Source organism: Algoriphagus vanfongensis DSM 17529 (genome assembly GCF_000429465.1).
In the GTDB taxonomy this organism is placed as follows: domain Bacteria; phylum Bacteroidota; class Bacteroidia; order Cytophagales; family Cyclobacteriaceae; genus Algoriphagus; species Algoriphagus vanfongensis.
The window spans coordinates 228,245-250,956 of sequence record NZ_AUBX01000016.1 but is presented as its reverse complement, the minus strand read 5'-3'; the positions used below and the strand labels follow the sequence as shown (position 1 = coordinate 250,956).

Sequence of the window (22,712 nt, the reverse complement as noted above, 5' to 3'; positions counted from 1 at the left end):
TCCTCAATTAGAATTTAGCTCTTAGCATAAAACCAATGGTTCTAGTAGCTGGGTTGGTACCCGCACTGGTAATGGTCTGCATCCAGTTGGATCCAGCAGTCAATACCTCAGGATCTAGATCTTTGATGTTTCTATAAAGGAAGAACAAGTTTCTACCGAATACTGAAACGTTCACATTGCTAGCACCGATTCTCTCAGAGAAGCTTTGAGGAAGTGTATATCCAAATGACAATTCTCTCATTTTCAAATAAGTGTTGTCTTGGATATATAATTCATATCGAGACTGAGAGTATTGAGGACCACCCCAGTTATAGGTAGCATTGTAGTACAATGCCTGAGAGATCACATTGGTGTTTGGTTGACCATCAGCAGTCACACCGTCCATTAGCATCCCGTCATGGTAAACAGCCTCACCATTTGGTCCAGCAGTGGTAGAGTGATCTACTTGCACTCCTCTAGTGATACCATCTTCACCAGTCACACGGTAGTAAGCAAGACCACCGGACTCCTCGTTTCTATACTTCAAACTTTCCTCAGTCAAACCACGGCTTGTCATCCAGTTGATACCAGTTGGCATCACAGAACCACCGATTTGGAAATCCATCATCGCAGAGAATGTGAAGTTTTTATAGGAAAGGTTGTTCATCAAACCACCTACAGCATCCGGATTATAGTTACCTACTCTTTTCCAGTTATTTGCATCGATTTTATACAAACCGTTAGGCTGTACAATGTTGTTTCCGTTTGCATCTGTTTCGATCGGGTGAGCATACAAATCTCCCATTGGACGACCTACCACAGATCTCAATTGGGCAGCACCTCCATCATAGTCAGCATGAAGCAATTCAGTAGCATCATTTGCCAATTTCTCAACAGTGTTCATGTTTCTAGCCAAGTTCAAGGTCATATCCCACATGAAATTGCTGCTCTGCATGATAGTCGCATTCAAAGAAAGCTCTATCCCTTTGTTTCTCAACGTACCGATGTTTGTCAATACAGATGATGCACCACTAGTGTTTGGCAAAGTCAATGGTAGAATTTGGTCACGAATCTGTGCATTGTAATAAGATAGATCTAAGCCTAATCTGCTGTTGAAAAATCTTGCGTCCAAGCCAACTTCAAACTCATGCTTCTGCTCTGGTCTGATTCCGTCATTTCCAAACTCATTAGGCATCACAGTGTACAATACTCCGTCCAAGGTGTTTTGAGTGTAAGCAATATTTGCTCTGTATAGGCTTGGATAGTTACCTACAATCCCCCAAGAACCTCTCAATTTAGCGAAGGTGATGAACTGAGGTAGTTCTACCATTTCAGAGATTGCCAAACTGGTATTCACTGAAGGATATACAAATGAATTGTTTTCAGGGTTCATGGTAGAAGTACGGTCTCTACGGATCGTTCCTTCCAAGAACCAGAAGCCTTTGTAATCAAAGTTTGCTGTACCTACCATTGCATCGATCACTCTGTTGGTTCTGGTAGCATTACTGACTACTTGCTGATTAGAGGCAATCAAATCGAATAGATTTTCACTGCTCAAACCACCATTGGTTCTAGTGAATAGTTCTCTTCTAGTTTCTTTGGTACCAGTATAACCGGCCATTGCACTAATAGAAATATCTTCTGCCAAGCTCTTGGTATAGGTCAAAAACACGTCACCATAGAGGATGTTGAAAGTCTCATTATTCATGCTGAACATCCCAGAGTTACCAAAAGCCAAAGGTCTTTCAGTTGCTCTCTTGTCTTCAGAGTATCTGTTCGTGAAGTCGGTGGAAATTCTACCTCTCAAGGATAAGTCGTCGGTGATTTTGTAGGTATTGGTCAATACACTGATCACACGATTAGAAGTCTCATTCAGGTTATGCTTGTTGACTCTCCATACATAGTCACCGATGGCATCCATGAAGCCATTGTAAATGATGTTTTCATCCGGAGTCAAACTTTGGGTGTTTTGACCCACTACATATTTGTATCCACGACTAGTCTGATAATTATCCAAGTACCAAGCACCATTGTCAAATCGAGTCATCATACCACCGAAGTTATTGATCATACGGTCGATGGAATAGGGTCTGTTTTTGGTATTTTGGTTAATATAGTTCACCATCACATCGGTCGTCCACTTTTTAGAGATTCTGAAAGATGCATTCAAGTTGGCGATGTTCTTGTTGTTTTTGGAATTCAAACTCAAGGCTTCGTTATCCTGACGAGTCAATGAGAATCTGAAATCTGCAAACTCAGAATTGTTGGCAACGGCTACGTTGATAGAAGAACTCATTGGATTGTTGAACAATGCCGCATAGTTATCTTCTTGAGCTACATAAGGTCTGATCTCACCATCCCAAGCTCTAACTGGCTGGCCGTCAAATTCTGGACCGAAGTTAAGCGATGTATTTGCCAATCCTTTGACTCCATCATCATAGGTAAAAAACCCATCATCATCCTGTCCCAAGTTAGAAACGTGGATAGGAGCACCTGGGCCTCTTACGTTTTGATAGCGAGGAAGGTAGGCGATCTCGTCTCTAGCGACGTTTGCACTGAAGTCGACGCTAAATCCTTTTTTACCTGAGTTTCCTTTTTTGGTCGTGATCAAAACGACCCCGTTTACTGCTTCAGACCCATAAAGAGCCGCTGCAGACGCACCTTTCAAGATGGAAATGTTGGCAATATCTTCTGGGTTGATATCCAAGAGACCATTCCCTCTCAAGCGCTGATCACCCCAATAATTGTTATTGGTTACGTTTTCATTTCGGATAGGCACCCCATCCATAATGATCAAGGGCTGGGTGTTTCCTGTGATGGAGTTAAGACCACGAATCGTGATATTCACTGCTGAGGTGGCACCACCTGCACCAGACTGGATTCTTACACCTGGAGCTTTACCATAAAGTGCAGTTGCCACGTTTGGAGTACCTACTTTAATTAGTTCGTCAGCCTTAATGGTAGTAGTGGCGTAACCCAGTTTTTTCTGAGCCTTTTCCATACCAAATGCAGAAACCACGAATTCATCCAGATCCGAAGCCTGCTCTTCCAAAGTGATATCGATAACACTTCTAGAACCAACCTCAATCGATTGCGGCTCGAAACCTAAATAAGAAAATACCAAAACAGCATTCTCTGGTGCTGAGATAGTGTACTTTCCATCGATGTCTGTTACGGTTCCCTTATTAGTTCCTTGCACAGTCACCGTCGCACCAGGTAGTGCCATTCCGTTGACGTCTACAACAGTACCCGTAACAGTAATGTCTGCTTGCTGATAAGCTGCTACTTCCATCCCTACAGGAGTAAGTTTGGAAGGCTCAAGCGCGGCTTCCGCTTGAATAAATGTCCCTAAGAAGAGACCTGGAAGTAAGAAAAGACTGCTTTTACTTCCACTTAGAAGCTTTGGCTTCCATGGTTTGTGTAAATGTTTCTTCATTTTCAGAGTGGGTTTTTACTTTTTTCTGGCCTTTGGGTTTTAACTTTTAATGAATTAGGAATTTTGAATAATGCCCAAGAGATTCAAAATATTCTAGGACAATAGCCCTAAAGACGAATAAAAATTTGATTAATCAAAGAGATTTAAAATAAAAATTTTAAAGAAGTTTAACGAGTTACTTTAGCAAAAACACCTATAAGCCTTTGACTCTCAAATTGATTTAGGTCAAAAGCACAAGTATTTAAGTAGGCCTTTAAAAGAGACATTCTTTAGGGTTTTATTAAGAAAACCCTCTCAATTTCTCAAACTAGATGATTAGAATGTTTCGTAAACGTCAATAATTAATGTTTTAATAATACTTTTTAGACTATATAAAGCAGTCCGTATAATTCCAACAATAGGATATGTTTGGACCAAAAGTCCTATCAGCTTTGAAAAGTGAGCGGGCTGTGCGGTGGATTTCTGAATAAAAAATTTCAAGAAGGAACTCAAAGAAAATACTAAGAAATATAAAAAATCACTTTAGCCAAGGTACCGCTCTAGCAATTCTTTCATGGCTTCTTGCAGCTTCTGAGATTCCTGACGGGCCACAGCCGCGAAGTCCTTATCAGAAGAAGCGTAGATGATCCCCCTACTGGAATTGACCAATAGGCCACAGGTGGAGTTCATGCCATAACGGGCCACTTCTTCCAAACTCCCACCCTGAGCCCCCACACCTGGCACTAAGAAGAAATGTTCCGGAGCAGTCTTTCTTACTTCTCCTATAAGTTCGCCACGCGTCGCTCCCACGACATACATCAGATTGTCAGGACTTCCCCATTCTTGGCTTTTTTCCAAAACAGCTTGGTAGAGTGGTTTCCCCTGAGCATCTTGGATCAGCTGAAAATCCTGAGATCCTGCATTGGATGTCAAAGCCAACAGAATGACCCACTTGTTTTCAAATTCCAAGAAAGGCGTCACTGAATCCTCACCCATATAGGGAGCCACCGTAATCGAATCAAAATCCATTGTCTCAAAAAATGCCTTGGCGTATAGCTTGGAAGTATTCCCGATGTCTCCTCTTTTGGCATCAGCAATAGTGAAAATATCACTTGGTATTACCTCCAGGACCTTCTGCAATGTCTCCCAGCCCTTCGGCCCAAGTGCTTCAAAAAATGCAATGTTTGGCTTATATGCTACCGCAAAATCTGCGGTTTGCTCAATGATTTGCTTGCAGAAAGAAAAAATTGGATCCTCTTCTTTCATCAAATGAGCTGGAATTTTGGTCAAATCCGGATCAAGTCCTACACATAAAAACGAAGATTTTTTCTGGATTTGGGAAAACAGCTCTGCTCTATTCATTGAAATGGGATTTTCAACAAAGGTAAACATTCAGGTTAAGTTCCATTTAGCCGGAAGTGAAAATTCTGGAAACTGCCTATGAAAGCCAGTAACCATCATTGCGCTGAAGCTAAGCCAATAAGCACCCAGAGGAAGAAACTAGAACTCAATTCCATAGGAATAGAGCAATTTACCCTCATCATTGAAAAGAAAAAATATCCATTTTTGTCCCTGCAATGCCCCGTAAGAAAAAATCTAAAAACTGGACTCTTCCTTTAGTAGTCATAGGGCTCGCTGTCCTAGGCTCTATTACTATGGTCGTGCGATTCTCAAAGGATATTCGCTTTCACCTTAGCTCATACCTCAGAAGCTCCCCTAGTCTGACCGAAGAACTCAAGGTCCAACATGCCTTTCGAAATTTCCCTGGAGGTATTTTGGGGATAGATGTATCCGAGTATCAAGGGAAAATTGATTTTGCCGGTCTGCAACTTCAGCTTGAAGAGCATCCAGTTGAGTTTGTTTTTGTTCGAGCAACTATGGGGGATGATGGAGTCGATCGCCGGTTTCAGCAAAATTGGGAGGGCTTTCAAGCGTTGCCTGTGAAAAGAGGAGCCTATCATTACTATCGTCCCAATGAAAACAGCGCCAAACAAGCCGAGAACTTTATCAAGGCCGCAAAACTCAGATCAGGCGATTTGATTCCAGTCCTAGACATAGAAAAACACAGCACTATCCAGTCCAGAGACAAGTTACGAGAAGGCTTGAAAAACTGGCTAAGAATCGTAGAAGAGCACTATGGCGTGAAACCGATCATCTATACCGGAGATCGCTTTTTCTGGGAGGTGCTGCACGATCAGGGCTTTGATCGTTACCCCATTTGGGTGGCTAACTACAATTTGATCCGCGAGCCACAAACAGATGGATGGCTCATTTGGCAGTTTTCTGAGAAGGGAAAATTGGCTGGAATCAAGGAAAAGATCGATCTCAATATCTGGCGAGGTGACCAAACCGATTTGGAGCAAATGCTTTTACCTTAAGTTCAAGTAATTGATCACCGCCTCATCCCCTTGTAAAGCATGTGATGGAATCGGATGGTCAGCGTCAAAAACTCTTAATTGATCCGGTGTCAGGATCGTCACAAAGCTTTCATCGTATCCATTTTTATAGGGAACTCTGCTAGGATTGATGTCCAGATAGTGTCCAAAGAAATTATAAGCCGCAGTCCGCTTGTTGTAGCCATAATCATGTCTTTCGTTTGGCAAGTGAACATTATCGGCTTTGCTCTCGGCGCCGTAGGCCGCATAAACCCGCTGGATATACGGGAACTCAATTCTCGGAGTATTCTTAGTCCAGTCCCCACCATCGGAAATCAATAGCATTGGTCTCGGAGCTGCCAAAGCTGCTATTTCTACATTGTTGGTTTGATGGTGCTCACTTTTGTGAATCGGCATTCCGCTTTCGCAGACACATCCACCGAAGAAATAGGCCGAAACCATCACTGTAGGAATCGACACTTTGACTCGAGAATCCAGAGCCGTGATCAAAAAAGTCTGTGTTCCCCCTCCCGAACCACCTGTCACTCCTATCTGCTCCGGATCTACATCATCTCTTGATGTCAAATAATCCAATACGCGTATGGAATTGTAAGTCTGCAAGGTCAAAGCGATCGGCATCTTGTGCGTCACTTGCTTGGAGTCGGCATATCCTACCATATCATATACAAAAACAATCGCTCCCATCCGTGCCAAAACCGCCGCCCTATGTTGGACATCCTCCCAAAAGCGCTTATCCTCTCCATGCCCATGTGGACTTAAGATCGCCGGACTTCGCTGAAAAGGCTCTTTTTTCAAAGGCCTATAAATGTTGCCAGTGATAAAAAAGCCGGGAAAACTCTCTATGGCAATATTTTCCACGATATAGCCATCCATTTCTCTGGCACTATGGATGATTGGATTGAATTCCTGAGTTCTTTCAGGCATTTGCTTGAGCTTCATCCCCTTGACGATTCCCTCGCGAATTATGTCCGCTCTTTTTTCCCAATCCGCCTGAGTCGTCCACATGCTCGCCCATTCTTTCATAAAAGCATTTGCTTCGTCCTCTTCCCAATAGGCGCCTTGACAGAGCATGGATTCCTGGCAAAAAGCTAATGTTGAAATCAAAAAAATCAGAATTGGAAAGATTGACTTGAGCAAGGTTTTCATAAAAGTTGGCGTTTATTGGACTATGAGTGAAATATCGCTAGGACCATATCCTATCCGATGGGCATTGACATAAAGAGAATCTCCAGCATTCCATTTGAATGGCTGACTATAGATTTGCCAAGGGTCTTTCGTGGATTTTCTATACCCAAACAGCGAACTTGTAGTTTCTGAACTCAAGCTTACTTTTCCATTTTGAAAACTTACTTCTGGCATTGCAGTGACAGGAGCGGAATCTTCACCTCCCCACCAATCCTGGACCATTTCCACTTCATTCAGGCTACCCTTATCTCCAAATTGGATCATCCACTCGTCCATTGCCATGCGCATTTCAAGCAACTTTTCCTCATATTCTGGGTCTTCGGCTACATTGACAAACTCCCAAGGGTCTGATTGGGTATCATACAATTCTTCCTCGGGTTTGGACTCATCAAACCAACGCTCCTGCTCAGGAGTCAGCAAGCCCTTTTCATGCAAATTCAGCAAGTGCCCCATCAAAGGGTTTTGTAGCCGATAGCGGATGTTTTGATAGTTGGGCTTCTCCGGCATGTAATTTCGGATGTATTTGAAGCGACCATCCGAAACCGCCCTCACTCGATCGTATTCCGAATCCATGCGATCCCTTGCAGCATAGACATATTTTCTGGGGTTCGCCTTTTGAGCCCCCAAAAATGCTTGACCTTGCATCGTCTCAGGTATCTGGATTCCGGCCAATGAAAGTACCGTCGGACCAAAATCCACAAAACTCACCAGTTCCTCGGTTGTTGACCCAGCTTCCAGCCATGGAGCTTTGACCAGTAAGGGTACTTTGAGTCCACGATCGTAAACTTCTCTTTTGAAATAAGGCATCCCATCCCCATGATCGGAATAAAAGAAAATGATGGTATTGTCATACAAGCCGTCTTCCTTCAGCTGAGCGATCACCTCCCCGACTTGCTGATCCATTCGCATCACATTGGTAATAAATCGCGCTAATGTCCTTCGTGTCAATGAATCATCCGGATAAATTGGCGGTACAACTACATCTTTTGGATCCACAAGCAAGCTGTCCTTTCCCTCTCTGGCCCACACCTGAGACTCATGGGTGGTGGTAAAATTGAAAATAGAGAAAAAAGGCTGATCCGGATTAGTTCGATTTCTCCAATGAGCTCTAGGACTACTATCATCCCACATCATCACGGGAGTTTTAAACTGATAGTCTTCCTTGGAATTATTGGTCACATAATAGCCCGCTTGCCGGAGATAAATCGGATAGGGAAACATCCCTTCGGGCAAGATGGCAGAATAGTTTTTGTAGCCCGGAGGATAGGCATCTTTGGCAGACTCTGACATACCCGTGGTTCGCATATGCATGGCTCCGATAGATGTTTGATAGGCTCCGGTGATCAAAGCTGCTCTACTCGGCGCACAAACTCCCGCTGTGGAAAAAGCATTTTCATATTGCAGAGATTCGGCAGCCAATTGATTCAAGAAAGGAGTCTTTCCTCCTGTACCCCCATAGCTCTCCAAGTGCTCCGGAGACATATCTTCGCATACTATCCAAACGATATTGGGACGAGTCGGAAAGTCAATAGACTGCGGTGCTTCCTCTTCTTTTCCCTGACAGCCAAACAAAAAAACACTGAAGATCAGCACACAAAAAACAATCACTGGATTTATTCGGGGCATCATGGGATAGATCGGGTTTAAAAATGGTAATTTCAGAATAAATGAATCATTCCGCATTAAAATAACAAATATTGTTTTACTGAACCATCCTGCTTAACTTCAATTCTATACAAAACCCAAACTATTCTATGAATCCTCCGGATAAACTCAACCGAAGAGAATTTTTATCCTCAGCCGCCACTTTTGCCGCTTCCTTCACCATCGTCCCATCCCATGTCATCGCTGGACTAGGAAAAATTCCTCCCTCTGACCAATTAGCTGTAGCCAACATCGGTTGCGGAACTCAGGGCCTGAGAGAAATGGGAGGACTTTTGCAAAACCCAAAAGTCCGAGTGGTCGCAGTCTGTGACTCCAATAAATTTTCTACAGATTATATTGATTGGTCACCTTATGGCATCAGGGACTCCATCCGTCAAACGATCGGCGACGACTCCTGGTGGGAGGGCAAGCCGGGAATCCCCGGAGGCAGAGATGTCGGTCAGGAATATGTAGAAAAATACTATGCCCAAAATAGCGTATCAGGAAGCTACAAAGGCTGCAAAAGCTATGAGGACTTTCGAGAGCTTATAGCCAAAGAATCAGGCATCGATGCTGTCAAAATCATGACTCCTGACCATACCCATGCTCCCATCGCTTTGGCAGCTATGGATCAAAAAATGTACGTAGTCACTCACAAGCCCATTTCCAATAGACTACTCGAAGGAAGAAAAGTGATCGAAAAGGCCCAATCAAGTGGAGTAGTCACACACTTGCTCGCCTGGTCAGACCGGCCAGAATACCGACAAATCAAAGCTTGGATGGATGCGGGGCTCATCGGCGAACTCAAAGAAATCCACAACTGGTCCTATCGCCCCGTTTGGCAGCAATGGACCAAAAGACCAAGCCCTCCTATGTCTATTCCGGATGGATTCAATTGGGATCTATGGCTAGGTCCAGTACCAGACATGCCTTATCACAAAAACTACACACACAATGTCTTCCGAGGATGGTATGAATTCGGGGGTGGTTCGGTCGCAGATATGGGGCATTATAGTCTTTTTCCGCTTTTTGAAACACTTGGCATCGACCAGAGTCCGGTTTCGGCAAGAGCTTTTGGCACTACTACTCGGGAGGAAATCAATCAGGTGTATCAGTGGGTCAAAAATGATGTTGCCTTCCCTGCAAGCTGCACGATCAAATGGAATTTCCCCGAGCAGGCGAATCTTCCAGCTTTTGACCTTTTTTGGTACGATGGAGGCATGAAGCCTTTTGCTCCAGAAGAGCTGGAACTGGATGGAAAAGACACTCCCGAAGAAGGGTTAATGATCGTAGGGACCAAAGGCAAAATTTTGGGAGGTTTCCGAGGAGAAGACCCAGTTTTGCTTCCCGAGTCAAAAATGATGGCAGGTAGAGATTCAGAAAGAATCAACTCCAGAGAAGTAGAAAGAAAGACTGATTCTTGGGTAGAATCCATGCTTGAAAAGAAGCAGACTCCAGGAAGCTTCACAAGAGCCACTTGTATCACAGACACGATCAATTTAGGAGCAATCGCTCTTCGTGCGGGCAAGAAAGTAGACTTTGACGCAAATCTGATTAAAATCACCAATGATGAGACCGCCAACCAGTACCTTACAAGAGAGTATCGTGCTGGGTGGGAGATTTAATTGAGTAGGCAGTTTCAGCGATCCGTAAGCAGATCTTTGAAAGATGAAGGCTAAAGTGAGAAATCTGAAATTCCACTTCTCTCTAAATACCTAAAAGCTGAGTTTCCTTGAATTGAAATAAAATAACAACCAATTTTTAACCATTAACCTAAACCCTATGTCAACAAGAAGAAGTTTTCTCAAAAACTCAGGCCTGGCAGCAGCTGCCATCGGCCTGGGATTACCCCAATTTTCATTTGGAAAAGGGAATGCAGATCCGCTATACAAAATCTCCCTAGCAGAATGGTCACTTTTTCGACCGCTTTTTGCCGGAAAATTGACCCATTTGGACTTCATCACTGAGACCAAGAAACATAACATAGATGCTGTAGAATATGTCAATCAATTTTTCAAAGACAAGGCCCAAGACAAAGCCTATCTTCAGGAGATGAAAACTCGAGCAGACGGTGAAGGAGTCACCCAAGTCTTGATCATGGTAGATGGAGAGGGTCAACTAGGCGCTGCCAAACCCGAAGAAAGACAGCAGACTGTCGAAAACCATAAAAAATGGGTTGAGGCGGCCAACTTCCTGGGTTGTCATTCCATTCGCATCAATGCCTATACTGCTGTACCATTTAGCCAAGATGCAAAATTGGAAAAAGAAGCCATCGATGTCTGTAGCTCGACTTTGAGAAGAATCTGCGAATTCGCCCATGATTATGACATCAATGTCATCATCGAAAACCACGGAGGCTACTCTTCCAATGGAAAGTGGCTCGCCGAACTCATCAAAGAAACAGCCCATCCTAGAGCAGGCACTTTGCCAGATTTTGGCAACTTCAGAATGCATGCCGAAGGCGATCAAATACTCAGCTACGATAGCTACCGAGGTGTAGACGAACTCATGCCAAAAGCTAAGGGAGTCTCCTTGAAACCAGTGGTCTGGGATGATCATGGAAAAGAGCATCCGCTCGACTACACCCGAATGATGAAAATCGTCTTGGCTCATGGCTATCATGGCTATGTCGGCATAGAGCATGGCGAAGACGGTCGTGAATGGGAAAGCATTGAGGAGATTCGCAGAAACCTGGAAAATGTCCGGATGACGCTGGAAAATGAAAGGTGATTTGAAAACAGAGTTTTTGAATACCATCCCGGTTTTGCCCTCTCAAAATATTGCTAGGGATTTGGACTGGTATCAGAAAACTTTGGGATTTCATAAATTATTCGGAGATGATATGTATGCAGGGATTCAACTTGAATCCCTGACACTTCATCTTCAATGGCATGCTGACACTCCAGAAGACCCTTTACTTGGTGGATCCGTAGTCAGAATATTAGTCAATAACATCCATCCTTATTTTGAATCTTTGGTAGTAAATGGAAGTATTGGAGCGGAAAAACTTCGACTCAACACTCCTTGGGGGACTAACGAATTCGGTCTTTACGATTTAAATAACAACGCAATCTTTTTTGTCGAAACAATCTAACTAAACCATCTATGAGAAACTTTTATGTTTTCCTCTTTACAATTTTGACCAGCATTTCTGCAAATGCACAGAGCAACAACAAATCACTCAAAGAACTCGAAGCAAAACTCGAACAAGCACGTGTCGAGCTCAAAGCACCCGGTTTTGCTGTGGCTATTGTGGATCAGGACAAAATCCTTTTCGCCAAAGGTTTTGGATTCAAAGACTACGAAAATCAAGTTCCCGTCACTGAAAACACCCTTTTTGCCATCGGATCATCTTCCAAGGCTTTCACATCTGCAGTCTTGGGAGTCCTGAGAAAAGATGATAAAATCGACTTTGATGAGAGACCCGGAAAATATATCCCTGAGCTTCGCTTCAAAGAAAACTGGATGAACGAGCAAATCATTGTCAAAGACCTTATGGCACACCGCACAGGGATGCCGCGACATGATCTTTCTTGGTTTATGTTCCCTTCGGAATCCCGAGCAGCATTGATCGAGCGAATCGCCCATCAAGCTCCTTTCACCGGACTTCGCCAACAATGGTATTACAACAACTGGATGTTTTTCCTTCAGGGAGAGATCGGTGCAAGACTGACAGGGAAAAGTTGGGAGGAAAATGTGCAAGAACTGTTTTTTGACAAACTGGGAATGACCCGAAGCAATTTCCGGATTCCTGACATGGAGAAAGACGGAGACAAATCCTTTGGCTATTCCGTCGATCTGGAAGGGAAAACCAGCAAAATGGATTACTATAACATCGCCGCCATGGGTCCTGCCGGCGCGATCAATTCCAGCGTCACAGAGATGTCCAACTGGCTCATCACTTGGATCAATGGAGGCAAGTTCAAGAACGAACAAATCATCCCCGAAGACTATGTCAAAGAAGCGATGAGCGCCCAAATGGTCGTTTCCTCAGGCACACCTTCCAAAGAACATCCAGACGCTCATTTCTCCAATTACGGATATGGCTGGTTCCTTTCCTCCTATCGCGGACATTACCGAGTCGAGCATGGTGGCAATATTGATGGATTTTCGGCTTCCGCTTCTTTCTTTCCCACAGATAGTCTCGGCATCATGGTACTAACCAATCAAAATGGATCAGCTCTGCCGGGAGTAGTCCGAAATATCGTGGCAGATTACATGCTGGAATTGGAAGATGGCAAGTGGCTCGAAGAGACTGTAAAAAGAATGAGCGAAGCGCGAGAGGCTCAGGCAAAAGCCAAAGAACAAGCAGATTCTACGGCTATTTCCAATACCAAGCCTTCGCATATTCTCTTTGACTACACCGGTTCTTATGAGCATCCGGGCTATGGAAAGATGGAAATCGAACTCAAAAATGACACGCTCTTCGTTCAGACGGGACTACATGGCGGTTTTTTAAAACATCAGCATTACGATGTCTTTGATATGATTTTGGTATATCAGGGAGAACCTAACTTGGACAATCCTTTCAAATTCCAGTTTGTCAGCAATATGACGGGGGATATTTCAGGGTTGAAGGCAGCATTCGAACCGGCACTGGACCCTATCGAGTTTAAGCGAACTCCCAAAACCGTGGAAGTCAGCGAAGATGATCTGAAAAAATATGAGGGGGCTTACCTTCTGATGGGAGTTCAGGAAGTCAAAATCTACATCAAGGAGGAAAAATTGTATGCTTTTGTCCCAGGACAGCCCGAATACGAATTGGTCTATTTAGGTGGGCATGAGTTTAACCTCAAAGCTCTGGAAGGATTTAAGATCAAGTTTGAAGAGAAAGATGGAGATATATTCGCTGTCAATTTTATCCAGCCAAATGGGACATTCCGAGGTGAAAGAAAAGAATAATTAGAAAAATCAGAAGGCTAAAATCAGAAAGCTGAAACAGCTCACTTCCCAACTAGCTCTATCAATTCAAAAGCCATCCAATCTTCTTTGATCTCAGGATTTTGGGAATTACTGGTGGACAAATACAAACCCTTTTCTCCCACAAAAGAATTGCTCGGATAGTAAGTTCCTGCGTCAAACTTCTTTTCAGTCAATAACTCTAAGTTTTCATCAAAAACCATCAAGATAAAGGATCTTGGATTTTCTCTCAAGGCTCTCAATTCCTCTTCAGACTGGACTGGCTCTGTAGGGAAAGCAAAGCGATAGAGAACATTACGGTAGGGATCTTTGATCAGATCACTATATCTGGATTTCGTCAAGGCATATTCGGCAAAAATCCTTCCGTCCACATCCTGTGGCAACACCGGGAGAGTGGCATCTAAAAAAGCGCTAGGCCCGTCCTTCTTTGTCAAATTGCCAGAGTCCGAAAAATACAACGCATGATCCCCTGCAAAAGAAAAAACAGTCCTATGTAGCTCCTGCACAATACTCACTTCCATCATCTTAATACCCTGACTGAAATAATCGGTCGGAAAATGGTATGGGAGAGAAGTGACCTCTTTAGAAGTCAGGTCAATCGATACTAAAACAGGAAGATCATCCAGTTCACTTTGAGAATAATCCATTGGAGGTTTTGTTCCTCTGGCCTTTGCTATTAATTGCCCATCTACAACCTTTGGAGGCGAAACGTAATAAGTATTATGGAGAAAAAGAGCTGATACATTCTCTGGCAATTCATAGTCGATTCTATTTTTGATTTGCCCCTCGCTATCTACCAAAATCAACTTTTGGCTCCACTCAGGGAAAATAAAAATACTGTCCAAATTATGTACATGGAAGAAGCCAACTCGCACTCCATTTGGGCCTTCTGCTTCGAACACCAACTCCTTCTGTAGCTTGCCTGCATCGACATCATAGATCTGCAGAGCATTTTTGTCCGAGTTGACATTGAATAGCAAAGGGCTGTCCCCTCCATCATAGTATACCATAGCCAGAGCAACATTGGCAGTCAAGCTATCCAGTTCAATTTCAATTTTCTCCCCACTGGGTACTAATTCCCATGTCTTTGTCTCGGTGGAACTATCATTTTTCTCTGACTGACAGGCAAAAAGTCCAACAATAAAAAGTGCACATAGCAATGGAATCGATAGCTTTGACATTGAATGGAAAAGGTTTCTTGTAAACTATAAAATCTTTTTCAAAAAAATCCTCCTAGTCAATACAAATGAAACAACAGCTCGGACAAATCGCTCTTTTGGTTAAAGATTATGATGAAGCCATCACTTACTATACGCAGATTTTGGACTTTGAACTCCTGGAAGATACTCAGCTAAGCGAAACCAAAAGATGGGTGAGAATAGCTCCTCCGGGATCAGCTTGTCATCTGCTATTGGCCAAAGCAGCCAATGAAACCCAAGTAAAGCAGGTCGGTTTTCAGGCCGGTGGAAGAGTATTCCTGTTTTTATACACGGATGATTTCTATCGAGATTATGAAAAATTCACTTCCCGAGGTGTGGAGTTTATCCGAGAACCTGCCCATGAAGAGTATGGGACCGTCTCTGTTTTTAAGGATTTATACGGGAATTTGTGGGATTTGATAGAGCCCATTCACTCTAAGCAATAGTCAGTCTCAGTACTCAGGAAATTTGCCTAATTTTAAAGCTCTATGGAGCACCAACCTAACAACCCTCTTCACGGCTTACGTCTGGACACTATTTTGGAACAATTAGTTGCGCACTATGGCTGGGAGGAGCTCGGTGAGCGAATTACCATTCGTTGCTTTACCCACAACCCGTCAATCAAGTCCAGCCTCACTTTCTTGAGAAAAACTCCCTGGGCCAGAGAACGAGTAGAAGGCCTGTATCTCAAAATGTTGAGGGATTCGAAATAACCTACGGATCAAAGATTAATCACCTTTTTTCATCCATTGGAACCTTAACTGGTTTCCACATGACTGAAAAATAAATCGACTTCCGAAGAAGCCGACCAGCTAGGAAAAAAAAATACCTAGTATATTATCAATATGAAACTGGCATTTTTTATTTCCCTTTTTTGCTTTGTCTTTTTAGCTACTATTTCTCAAGCCCAAGAAAGTCCAAAATGGACAGTCCGTGGAGGAATCGATAAAAAAACTTCATGGAAACTGGGGGCCAGATACCAAGAAAACCAATCTCAATTTGGATTGGCATTTTGGCCAGGAATTGGCAAAAAAGATAGAGTTTCCAACTCGACTTCTTTTCAAGTGGATTTTCTCTACCATTTCGCAGGTTCATCTACCCTTAGCAACAGAAGACCATGGTATGTCAGAAATGCAATTACCTATCAGGTAACTCCTGCCACTAATTACAAAACACTGCGGGGATATTATTACCTCCATGTGGGCAGAGAATTTAATATCACGAAGCAAATAGGCATTTTTGGAGATGTCGGACTTGATATAAGGCTAAGTGAGTCCTATAAGAATATCAGTCCTGACGCACAGATTCCAGATGATGTTGGCACGCCCTATTCTGTAGGCTATGAAATCGGGGCATTTTTTAGATTTTAGTAAGGTTAGAGAGCGCTGAGACTTACCCCCTAAAACGAGAATAAACAAGCCGAAATTTGAAGGAACCCTCCAAGGGTTCTGAACCCTTGGAGAGTTTCCAATAAAAAACCCAGATCAGATGACCTGGGCTTCGATTGTTTATAGGTGGTTTGTGTTATACGTAGTTGTTGAGCATTACAGGCATCACGAGCATCAAGATATCCTCGTTTTCATCCTGCTCAGCTGGCAAAATCAATCCCGCTCTATTTGGAGCAGAAAACTTCAAGCTTACTTCTTTGCAAGAAAGGTTGTTCAACATTTCTACCAAGAACTTCGCATTGAATCCGATTTCGATATCTTCTCCATCATGCTCGCAAGACAATCTCTCATTTGCTTCATTGGAGAAGTCCAGATCTTCAGCAGAAATCATCAACTCAGAACCGGTCAATTTCAATCTCACCTGATGCGTAGTCTTATTGGCATAGATCGCGATACGACGCAGCGAGCTCAATAGATCCTGACGATCAATAGTCATGATGTTTGGATTTTCCACTGGAATCACGTTTTCGTAGTCCGGGAACCTCTCATCGATCAGACGACAGATCATCTTGATGTTGTTAAACTTGAAATAGGCATTGGACTGGTTAAACTCCACGCTGACTGATACGTTTTCAGACGGCAATGTGGATTTCAACAGATTCAAAGCTTTTCTAGGGATAATCAAACTAGCTGGGCTGGAAGAAGCCACATCTACTCTTCTGTATCTGATCAAACGATGTCCGTCAGTTGCCACGAAAGTAGTGTTTGTATCACTCAAATTAATATAAACCCCGGTCATCGCTGGTCTCAGTTCATCTGAGCTGGTCGCAAAGATGGTATTGGACACTGCGCTGGAAAGTACCTCTGTAGACATATCCACAGTAGTCGCATTGCTGACGGTTGGGATTTTAGGGAAATCTGTAGCGTTTTCACCTGCCAATCTATAGCGCCCATTATCTGAAGAAATCTCCACCGCATAGGTGTCATGATCGATGCTGAACGTCACCGGCTGCTCCGGAAGGTTTTTCAAAGTCTCGATCAAAATACGCGCAGGCACAGCAATATTTCCGTCTTCTTTCGCCTCTACATTGATTTCGGTAATCATCGAAGTCTGCAAATCCGAAGCGGTAATAGTCAGGATACTTTCTTTGATTTCGAAAAGAAAGTTCTCCAAAATAGGCACCACTGGATTGGTAGTCACCACACCATTGATCGCCGATAGCTGCTTTAAAAGTGCAGAAGAGGAAACAATAAATTTCATGTGCTTAAGATTTGTTTTATGAAGGCCATATGAAATCTTTCAAGAGACAAAGCGTCTAGATCGATTGCATATCCTAGGGCTTATTTGTTTTTACTTTTTGGAATGGGGGTAAATTTATAAATAAAATCGAATTAGAACCGCCGCAAATTGGAATAATGGAAAATTATTGGTCCTAAAAATCCAATTTCGGGCTATTTAGTTTTCTTCGAAAATCGTCTGGCTCTAGCCCCCGAGATCAAGGCTCCCAATCCCAAAATCACAGCTACAGGACCGAGGACATTTAGGCCTTGCCAAAATGTTTTTTGTTCAGCTATTTTCGCTTTGTTCAGCAGCCTGATCTGAAAAGTCCTCGTTCTACTCGCGATGATTCCATCGGGATTTTGTAAGTACTGCATCAGATTGCGAAGCAAGAGTTTATTTGCAAAAATCAACTGATTGAAGGGATCCTCACCTAAAGTCAATATAGCCCCCGATCGTGGATCTTTTTGACTTTGGAAAAGCTCTCCATCACCGAAAACCACTACGCGACCTGTCCCAGACTCTCTGAATTCTTCTTGGGAAAATCCATCAGGCAGAAAACGGTTTTTATAAAGGGAAGTAAATTCACCTTCCAATAAATAACCCAAAGGCAAATTGGGCTGATCATATAGCTGCGTGTTTGGCTCCTGCTCCATATCACTAAAAGCGACACGAACAGGCGCATTCAGTTGCCTGGAAAGTCGGGAGGTAAACAACAGAGGAGTCTTGCTAACTCCCGGAGCCATCACGGTATCCAGACTACTGGCAAATCTAAAATAGACCACATCCAGTCCCCTAGTGATCGGATGATGCTGCATTTGACTAGACTGGAAATAAAACGGCCAAGGCATCGGCACGATTTGTTCCTGATTCCCAAAATTACCTCCCATCACCGGGTAGTACCCGAAATTCAGATCTTGGATCAAATCCTTATTGACTCGCACACCATATTTGAAAAGCAGATTTTCCAACCCATTATCATAAGGCATGGCTAGTGTCCCTTCACCTCCTGCCAGCTCTACATCTACCGCTACGCCGTCACTCAGCACAACCAGATTGCCACCTTGCATGACATACTGATCCAGCAGGTAGACCTCCCTCTCTGTATACGAGGCCCTCGGCCCCTGAATTAGGATTGTCTCAAAATTGACAAGATCAGCAACAGTTCTAGCTTGCTCCAATGGCACTTTGAATATCTCAAAATCCCCATCCAAAGCCTCCACTACTCCATAGCCTTCGTCCTCACTCATCTCTTCATGGCCGATCAGCATGGCGATCGCCCCGGTATTTTTTCTGGTCAATTTTCGGATTGCATTGCTCAGCTCAAACTCCAGATTTTCGATGGATTGGTTCAAAATCTCATCTTCTCCCATTCCCTTCTCACCTTTGAGGATCAATGCTCCTGTCTCAAAATCCTGATTGTAGACCAAAATTCCAGGAAAAATCAATTGAGCCTGCTGCCCACCGGTTTGTCTCACATAGAGATTGGTAGGATTGATTCCATAGTCAGTCAGCTGCACGACAAACTCCTGCTGCTCTGATTCAGGCAAACTCAAGGGATCGAAGTAAGAATACGTAATCTTCTCTGGACTATAGGAATTAAATGTCCGGACGGTCTCCTCAATAGAGCGCTGCAAGCGTCTCATGCCTCCGGGGAGATTTTCCCCCATCAGCAATATCTCCACATGAATCGGTTCCTCAAGTCCCGATAGCACTTCTTCTGTAGCTGGATGAAGCGAATAGCGTTTTTCTTCAGTCAGATCTATTCGGAAATGAAGAACTTGCGCCAAAACTGCAAAGAGAAGTAGTCCTCCAAAAAGAAGTCCCAGTGACTTGACGATATGGTTTGAGAAGTTTTTCATTTTTTTCTCAATACTAAAATCGACAGCCCCAGAAACAACCAGATCATCCCCAGCATAAAAAACACATCTGAGGAATCTACCACCCCTCGGCTAAGATTGGTATAATGATAACTCAAGCTCAACTCTTCTATCCAGTAGGAAACATCCCCCAGCTGCAAATCTGCCAAAGCTGTGAATCCTACGTACAATACGAAACAAAAAAACACTCCGAGCACGAAAGCTACCACCTGTTGAGATGTCAGAGAGGAGCAGAAAATTCCGACAGCACCGAAGACAGCTCCTATCATCAGCAAACCAATCCAACTGCCAAAAAAACCTGCCTGATCCAGATTCCCTATCGGATCGCCGAGCTGGAGGATACTGAAGTAGTATAATAAGGTGGGGAGCAAAGCCAATAGAACCAAAACCAGCAAGGCTAAGTATTTTGCCAGCACGATCTCCAACAAAGAAAGCGGAGACGTCTGAAGCAACTCCCAAGTTTGAGTTCTTTTTTCTTCTGAGATGGCCCTCATGGACAAGGCCGGAATCAAAAATGTAAAGACGTAAGGCGTATAGGTAAACAGCGGCTCCAAATCCGCATATCCATAATCCAATACACTGGATTCAGGAAAAACCCAAACAATCAATCCAATCGCCACTAGAAAAAGCGCCAAAATCAGGTAACCCAAAAGATTACCAAAGAAGGCGTTGATTTCTTTGAGGAACAGGCTTTTCATTGGGTAATTTCTCTAAAAAGGTCTTCCAAATTTCTTTTGCTTTGCTGAAGAGAAATCAGATTGAGCTGTCGGGCCTGGAGTACCTGCAACACAGCCTTCCGGGCCTTCCCAGCATCTTCTACCCGGATCAGCACATGACTTTTACCTTTTGTCCCAAACTGCACTTCACCCAAACTCTCAAACCAAGTCAAATCCAAGTCTTCTTCTGTCTCCAGACTCAATTGACTTAGACTTCCTCGACTTTGCAAGTCCTCGAGTGAAGCCACTTCCTTTACCTTGCCCTGATTAATAATCACCACATCTTTGCAGATAGCTTCCACTTCTTGCATGATATGAGTGGACAAAATGAGTGTCTTTTCAGCAGCCACTTCTTGGATGAGCTTCCGGATTCCTACGAGTTGATTGGGGTCTAGCCCCGTCGTAGGCTCATCCAAAATCACCACTTGGGGATCATGAATCAAAGCTTTGGCCAGGCCAACGCGCTGCTGATACCCTTTGGAGAGCTGCCCAATTTTCTTGTGCTGCTCGGGAAGCAAGCCAGTTTTCTCCAGCATTTCGGCCAAGCGATTTTTCAAAACCGCTCCTTTGAGACCATACAGCCCCCCTGCAAAAGCTAAAAACTCTCTGACATACATATCCTGGTAGAGCGGATTTTTCTCCGGTAGATACCCGATCAATGGCGAGACTACTTTGGGAAGTGCCAAAGCATCCTTTCCCATTACTTTCACCGCGCCTCCATCAGCCTGCACAAAACCAGTAATGATCTTCATCGTAGTGGACTTGCCTGCTCCATTTGGACCCAAAAAACCCAAGATTCTCCCAGGGACGGCGGTAAAAGAAACCTCATCGAGGGCCTTTTGCGAACCGTAATTTTTACATAACTGGGAAACTTCTAAAGACATAGGCTGGAAAAGAGACCAACCGGGAGTTCACCCGCATGGCATGGGCAAAAACCCGGTTGAGAAGGTCTAGGGCAAAAATAGGGAATGCCACTCGATACGCAAATATTGCTACTCAAAAACTCATGTGCAGGTCAAATCATAAGGTATAGAACTCAATCACCAAAAAGTTATTTCAAGGCTATGAGTTTTTCTGAGATGAGGCTTAAGTTGATTTCTGCCAACTCCGGTTTGGGTGCCAAAGGAAATAACTGCGCTCCAGGCCTGCTGATAAACGCACCTCTCCAACCTGCCCAAAGCGCCCCGGCAATATCCCAACCATGAGCTGCTACTAGCATGCATTCTTCTTTTTTGACCTTCATCTTTCTGGCCGCCCAGTCATAAGCATCTGCATCAGGCTTGTATTTACCAATATCTTCTACACTTAGTCTTTCGTCAAAAAATTCCAAAAGCCCGGCATTTTCAAATTGTGTCTTTACGCCTTGATTGGAAGAATTAGTAAATGAAACCATTTTATAGCCTGCATCTTTCAAGTTTTTGAGTGAGTCCCTGACCTCCGGATGAGGAGGAAGTGACCTAAGTGGACCTACTATGGCATCTTTAGCCGATTTTTCATCTAGGTTGATTCCATTGTTTGCGGCTACCATCTGCAAGGTTGCCGCACCGATTATTCCAAAATCCTCATATTGTCTCCCAGCAGTCATGACCAAAGAATACTGAAGCATAGTCGTAAACCACAAAGGCAAGAGGTCTTCTCTTCCTCCCAGCACCTTGCCCACACTTTCACGCATTGCGGTCAAATCCAGCAAGGTCTCATTGACATCAAAAAAAAGCACTTTGGGAGACTCAGAGTTATGAAATTGGAGGCCTCCACCCTGCGTCAGGTGGGGCATCGACATCGCGCCAATCCCCATCAGTGAGGAACTTTTAATAAATCTTCTTCTATTTTTCATAGTGAACTTGTTTTCTTACGCCTTCCCTTTTGGTCTCAAAGGTCTACACTCCACATCTGCTACGAAATAATTGGGATGTGTCTCCAAAGTCTGCACGATGGAAGTCGCTACATCCACTGGACGCATCATGTTTTCATGAGCATTCATACCCTCGATGTCATCGAAAAAATTAGTCTGCACAGAGCCTGGATAAATCGTGGATACTTTGATCCCAAAATCCCGAAGCTCCATGTACAGGGAATGTGAAATTCCGCGAACAGCATGCTTGGTTCCCACATAGCCTGCAAAATTCTTAACTCCATTCAATCCCGCGATCGAAGCCACATTGATGATATGACCTTCATCTGCTTTCTTCATAGCAGCGATCACGCGCTTGGTAGTATAAAAGATCCCGTGCACATTCGTGTCAAACATAGCCTTCCAATCATCAGATGAGAAAGTCTCTGTCTCGCCAGCTACACCAAACCCTGCATTGTTCACCAAAATCCGGATATCAGCCCCTAGTTTCTCGACTGTCAACTGAAAAGCTCCTTCGACAGATTCTTCTTTAGAAACATCACAGGTGAAAAAGTGGAAATTGGGATGAGCAAGTTCCGGTCGGGTTCTGCCCCATCCTGCTACAATTACTCCCTTTTCCAAAAGTAACTTCACAAGCTCCAGCCCGATTCCTTTGCTGACACCTGTTACGATTGCTTTTTTATTATTCAGTTCCATATAGTTGTTGATTTTAATTTTCGATTACAAAATTTATTTCCCTCAATTCTTCAGCTTTCAAACTCTAGACTTCTGACTTGTCTTCTGTCTCTTTAAAATCACTTTTATCCAAAATGGTTCGGGATCTTGCCTTTTTTAAATTCGTCTGGACCAAAAGCTGGTT

19 protein-coding genes are annotated in these 22,712 nt (G+C 43.6%); 8 read left to right on the top strand and 11 right to left on the bottom strand.

The window, feature by feature from the left end:
• Positions 1–7 precede the first annotated feature (7 nt).
• Both G460_RS0116440 and pyrF read right to left on the bottom strand, forming a co-directional pair.
• A complete protein-coding gene (locus tag G460_RS0116440; protein WP_084421377.1) occupies positions 8–3,415 on the bottom strand; it encodes a SusC/RagA family TonB-linked outer membrane protein in 3,408 nt (1,135 codons plus the stop codon).
• A 522-nt stretch (positions 3,416–3,937) separates the two neighbouring features.
• Positions 3,938–4,756, bottom strand: coding sequence for an orotidine-5'-phosphate decarboxylase (pyrF, locus tag G460_RS0116430; protein WP_026956389.1), 819 nt, complete (start codon positions 4,754–4,756; stop codon positions 3,938–3,940).
• A gap of 215 nt (positions 4,757–4,971) precedes the next feature.
• Here pyrF and G460_RS22025 point away from each other — a divergent pair, with 215 nt between their 5' ends.
• Positions 4,972–5,772, top strand: coding sequence for a glycoside hydrolase family 25 protein (locus tag G460_RS22025; RefSeq protein ID WP_051316083.1), 801 nt, complete (start codon positions 4,972–4,974; stop codon positions 5,770–5,772).
• On the opposite strand, the gene G460_RS0116420 is transcribed toward G460_RS22025, so the two are convergent.
• On the bottom strand, positions 5,764–6,861 hold the full coding sequence (locus tag G460_RS0116420; RefSeq protein ID WP_245578746.1) for an alpha/beta hydrolase family protein: 1,098 nt from the start codon (positions 6,859–6,861) through the stop codon (positions 5,764–5,766). The two genes, G460_RS22025 and G460_RS0116420, sit on opposite strands and share 9 nt — an antisense overlap.
• An 87-nt stretch (positions 6,862–6,948) precedes the next feature.
• Positions 6,949–8,604, bottom strand: coding sequence for a sulfatase family protein (locus tag G460_RS22020; RefSeq protein ID WP_245578745.1), 1,656 nt, complete (start codon positions 8,602–8,604; stop codon positions 6,949–6,951).
• Positions 8,605–8,729: 125 nt separating this feature from the next.
• On the opposite strand from G460_RS22020, the gene G460_RS22015 reads away from it, so the two are divergent.
• The 4 genes from G460_RS22015 to G460_RS0116395 all read left to right on the top strand — a co-directional run bounded on the left by G460_RS22015 (position 8,730) and on the right by G460_RS0116395 (position 13,521).
• Positions 8,730–10,244: a Gfo/Idh/MocA family protein gene (locus G460_RS22015; protein ID WP_035464558.1), complete on the top strand. Its 1,515-nt coding sequence runs from the start codon at positions 8,730–8,732 to the stop codon at positions 10,242–10,244.
• Between the two features lie 157 nt (positions 10,245–10,401).
• Entirely contained in the window at positions 10,402–11,349 is a 948-nt protein-coding gene (locus tag G460_RS0116405) for a TIM barrel protein (RefSeq protein ID WP_026956387.1), read from the top strand.
• A gap of 1 nt (position 11,350) precedes the next feature.
• The gene (locus tag G460_RS0116400) at positions 11,351–11,713 is read left to right on the top strand and encodes a glyoxalase/bleomycin resistance/extradiol dioxygenase family protein (protein ID WP_026956386.1); all 363 of its coding nucleotides are present in this window, start codon (positions 11,351–11,353) and stop codon (positions 11,711–11,713) included.
• An 11-nt stretch (positions 11,714–11,724) separates the two neighbouring features.
• Complete coding sequence (locus tag G460_RS0116395; RefSeq protein ID WP_026956385.1) at positions 11,725–13,521, top strand: serine hydrolase; 1,797 nt, start codon at positions 11,725–11,727, stop codon at positions 13,519–13,521.
• Positions 13,522–13,562: 41 nt separating this feature from the next.
• On the opposite strand, the gene G460_RS0116390 is transcribed toward G460_RS0116395, so the two are convergent.
• On the bottom strand, positions 13,563–14,720 hold the full coding sequence (locus G460_RS0116390) for a DUF4221 family protein (RefSeq protein WP_026956384.1): 1,158 nt from the start codon (positions 14,718–14,720) through the stop codon (positions 13,563–13,565).
• A gap of 65 nt (positions 14,721–14,785) precedes the next feature.
• Here G460_RS0116390 and G460_RS0116385 point away from each other — a divergent pair, with 65 nt between their 5' ends.
• The 3 genes from G460_RS0116385 (at position 14,786) to G460_RS0116375 (ending at position 16,108) form a co-directional block, all read left to right on the top strand.
• Entirely contained in the window at positions 14,786–15,184 is a 399-nt protein-coding gene (locus G460_RS0116385; RefSeq protein ID WP_026956383.1) for a VOC family protein, read from the top strand.
• Positions 15,185–15,226: 42 nt separating this feature from the next.
• Positions 15,227–15,451 (top strand): VF530 family protein, encoded by a 225-nt coding sequence (locus G460_RS0116380; RefSeq protein WP_026956382.1) that lies wholly within the window; start codon positions 15,227–15,229, stop codon positions 15,449–15,451.
• Between the two features lie 132 nt (positions 15,452–15,583).
• Positions 15,584–16,108 (top strand): hypothetical protein, encoded by a 525-nt coding sequence (locus G460_RS0116375; protein WP_026956381.1) that lies wholly within the window; start codon positions 15,584–15,586, stop codon positions 16,106–16,108.
• A 154-nt stretch (positions 16,109–16,262) separates the two neighbouring features.
• Here G460_RS0116375 and dnaN read toward each other — a convergent pair whose 3' ends face one another.
• The 6 genes from dnaN to G460_RS0116345 all read right to left on the bottom strand — a co-directional run bounded on the left by dnaN (position 16,263) and on the right by G460_RS0116345 (position 22,549).
• On the bottom strand, positions 16,263–17,387 hold the full coding sequence (gene dnaN, locus G460_RS0116370) for a DNA polymerase III subunit beta (RefSeq protein ID WP_026956380.1): 1,125 nt from the start codon (positions 17,385–17,387) through the stop codon (positions 16,263–16,265).
• Between the two features lie 191 nt (positions 17,388–17,578).
• Positions 17,579–19,267, bottom strand: coding sequence for a gliding motility-associated ABC transporter substrate-binding protein GldG (gene gldG, locus G460_RS0116365; protein ID WP_035464554.1), 1,689 nt, complete (start codon positions 19,265–19,267; stop codon positions 17,579–17,581).
• Positions 19,264–19,983, bottom strand: coding sequence for a gliding motility-associated ABC transporter permease subunit GldF (gene gldF, locus G460_RS0116360; protein ID WP_026956378.1), 720 nt, complete (start codon positions 19,981–19,983; stop codon positions 19,264–19,266). Before gldF ends, gldG begins: the two co-directional genes overlap by 4 nt.
• Complete coding sequence (gene gldA, locus G460_RS0116355) at positions 19,980–20,885, bottom strand: gliding motility-associated ABC transporter ATP-binding subunit GldA (protein WP_026956377.1); 906 nt, start codon at positions 20,883–20,885, stop codon at positions 19,980–19,982. Before gldA ends, gldF begins: the two co-directional genes overlap by 4 nt.
• Before the next feature lie 167 nt (positions 20,886–21,052).
• On the bottom strand, positions 21,053–21,835 hold the full coding sequence (locus G460_RS0116350; protein WP_026956376.1) for a haloacid dehalogenase type II: 783 nt from the start codon (positions 21,833–21,835) through the stop codon (positions 21,053–21,055).
• Positions 21,836–21,850: 15 nt separating this feature from the next.
• Entirely contained in the window at positions 21,851–22,549 is a 699-nt protein-coding gene (locus tag G460_RS0116345; protein ID WP_026956375.1) for an SDR family oxidoreductase, read from the bottom strand.
• Positions 22,550–22,712 lie beyond the last annotated feature (163 nt).

What these genes read in the sequence shown, in the direction of transcription:
- G460_RS22025 (WP_051316083.1), top strand. Translation starts at nt 4,972, where the DNA reads ATGCCCCGTAAGAAAAAATCTAAAAACTGGACTCTTCCTTTAGTAGTC.
- gldG (WP_035464554.1), bottom strand. Translation starts at nt 19,267, where the DNA reads ATGAAAAACTTCTCAAACCATATCGTCAAGTCACTGGGACTTCTTTTT.
- G460_RS0116375 (WP_026956381.1), top strand. Translation starts at nt 15,584, where the DNA reads ATGAAACTGGCATTTTTTATTTCCCTTTTTTGCTTTGTCTTTTTAGCT.
- pyrF (WP_026956389.1), bottom strand. Translation starts at nt 4,756, where the DNA reads ATGAATAGAGCAGAGCTGTTTTCCCAAATCCAGAAAAAATCTTCGTTT.
- G460_RS0116440 (WP_084421377.1), bottom strand. Translation starts at nt 3,415, where the DNA reads ATGAAGAAACATTTACACAAACCATGGAAGCCAAAGCTTCTAAGTGGA.
- G460_RS0116345 (WP_026956375.1), bottom strand. Translation starts at nt 22,549, where the DNA reads ATGGAACTGAATAATAAAAAAGCAATCGTAACAGGTGTCAGCAAAGGA.
- gldF (WP_026956378.1), bottom strand. Translation starts at nt 19,983, where the DNA reads ATGAAAAGCCTGTTCCTCAAAGAAATCAACGCCTTCTTTGGTAATCTT.
- gldA (WP_026956377.1), bottom strand. Translation starts at nt 20,885, where the DNA reads ATGTCTTTAGAAGTTTCCCAGTTATGTAAAAATTACGGTTCGCAAAAG.
- G460_RS0116420 (WP_245578746.1), bottom strand. Translation starts at nt 6,861, where the DNA reads ATGCTCTGTCAAGGCGCCTATTGGGAAGAGGACGAAGCAAATGCTTTT.
- G460_RS0116390 (WP_026956384.1), bottom strand. Translation starts at nt 14,720, where the DNA reads ATGTCAAAGCTATCGATTCCATTGCTATGTGCACTTTTTATTGTTGGA.
- G460_RS22015 (WP_035464558.1), top strand. Translation starts at nt 8,730, where the DNA reads ATGAATCCTCCGGATAAACTCAACCGAAGAGAATTTTTATCCTCAGCC.
- G460_RS0116385 (WP_026956383.1), top strand. Translation starts at nt 14,786, where the DNA reads ATGAAACAACAGCTCGGACAAATCGCTCTTTTGGTTAAAGATTATGAT.
- dnaN (WP_026956380.1), bottom strand. Translation starts at nt 17,387, where the DNA reads ATGAAATTTATTGTTTCCTCTTCTGCACTTTTAAAGCAGCTATCGGCG.
- G460_RS22020 (WP_245578745.1), bottom strand. Translation starts at nt 8,604, where the DNA reads ATGATGCCCCGAATAAATCCAGTGATTGTTTTTTGTGTGCTGATCTTC.
- G460_RS0116350 (WP_026956376.1), bottom strand. Translation starts at nt 21,835, where the DNA reads ATGAAAAATAGAAGAAGATTTATTAAAAGTTCCTCACTGATGGGGATT.
- G460_RS0116380 (WP_026956382.1), top strand. Translation starts at nt 15,227, where the DNA reads ATGGAGCACCAACCTAACAACCCTCTTCACGGCTTACGTCTGGACACT.
- G460_RS0116395 (WP_026956385.1), top strand. Translation starts at nt 11,725, where the DNA reads ATGAGAAACTTTTATGTTTTCCTCTTTACAATTTTGACCAGCATTTCT.
- G460_RS0116405 (WP_026956387.1), top strand. Translation starts at nt 10,402, where the DNA reads ATGTCAACAAGAAGAAGTTTTCTCAAAAACTCAGGCCTGGCAGCAGCT.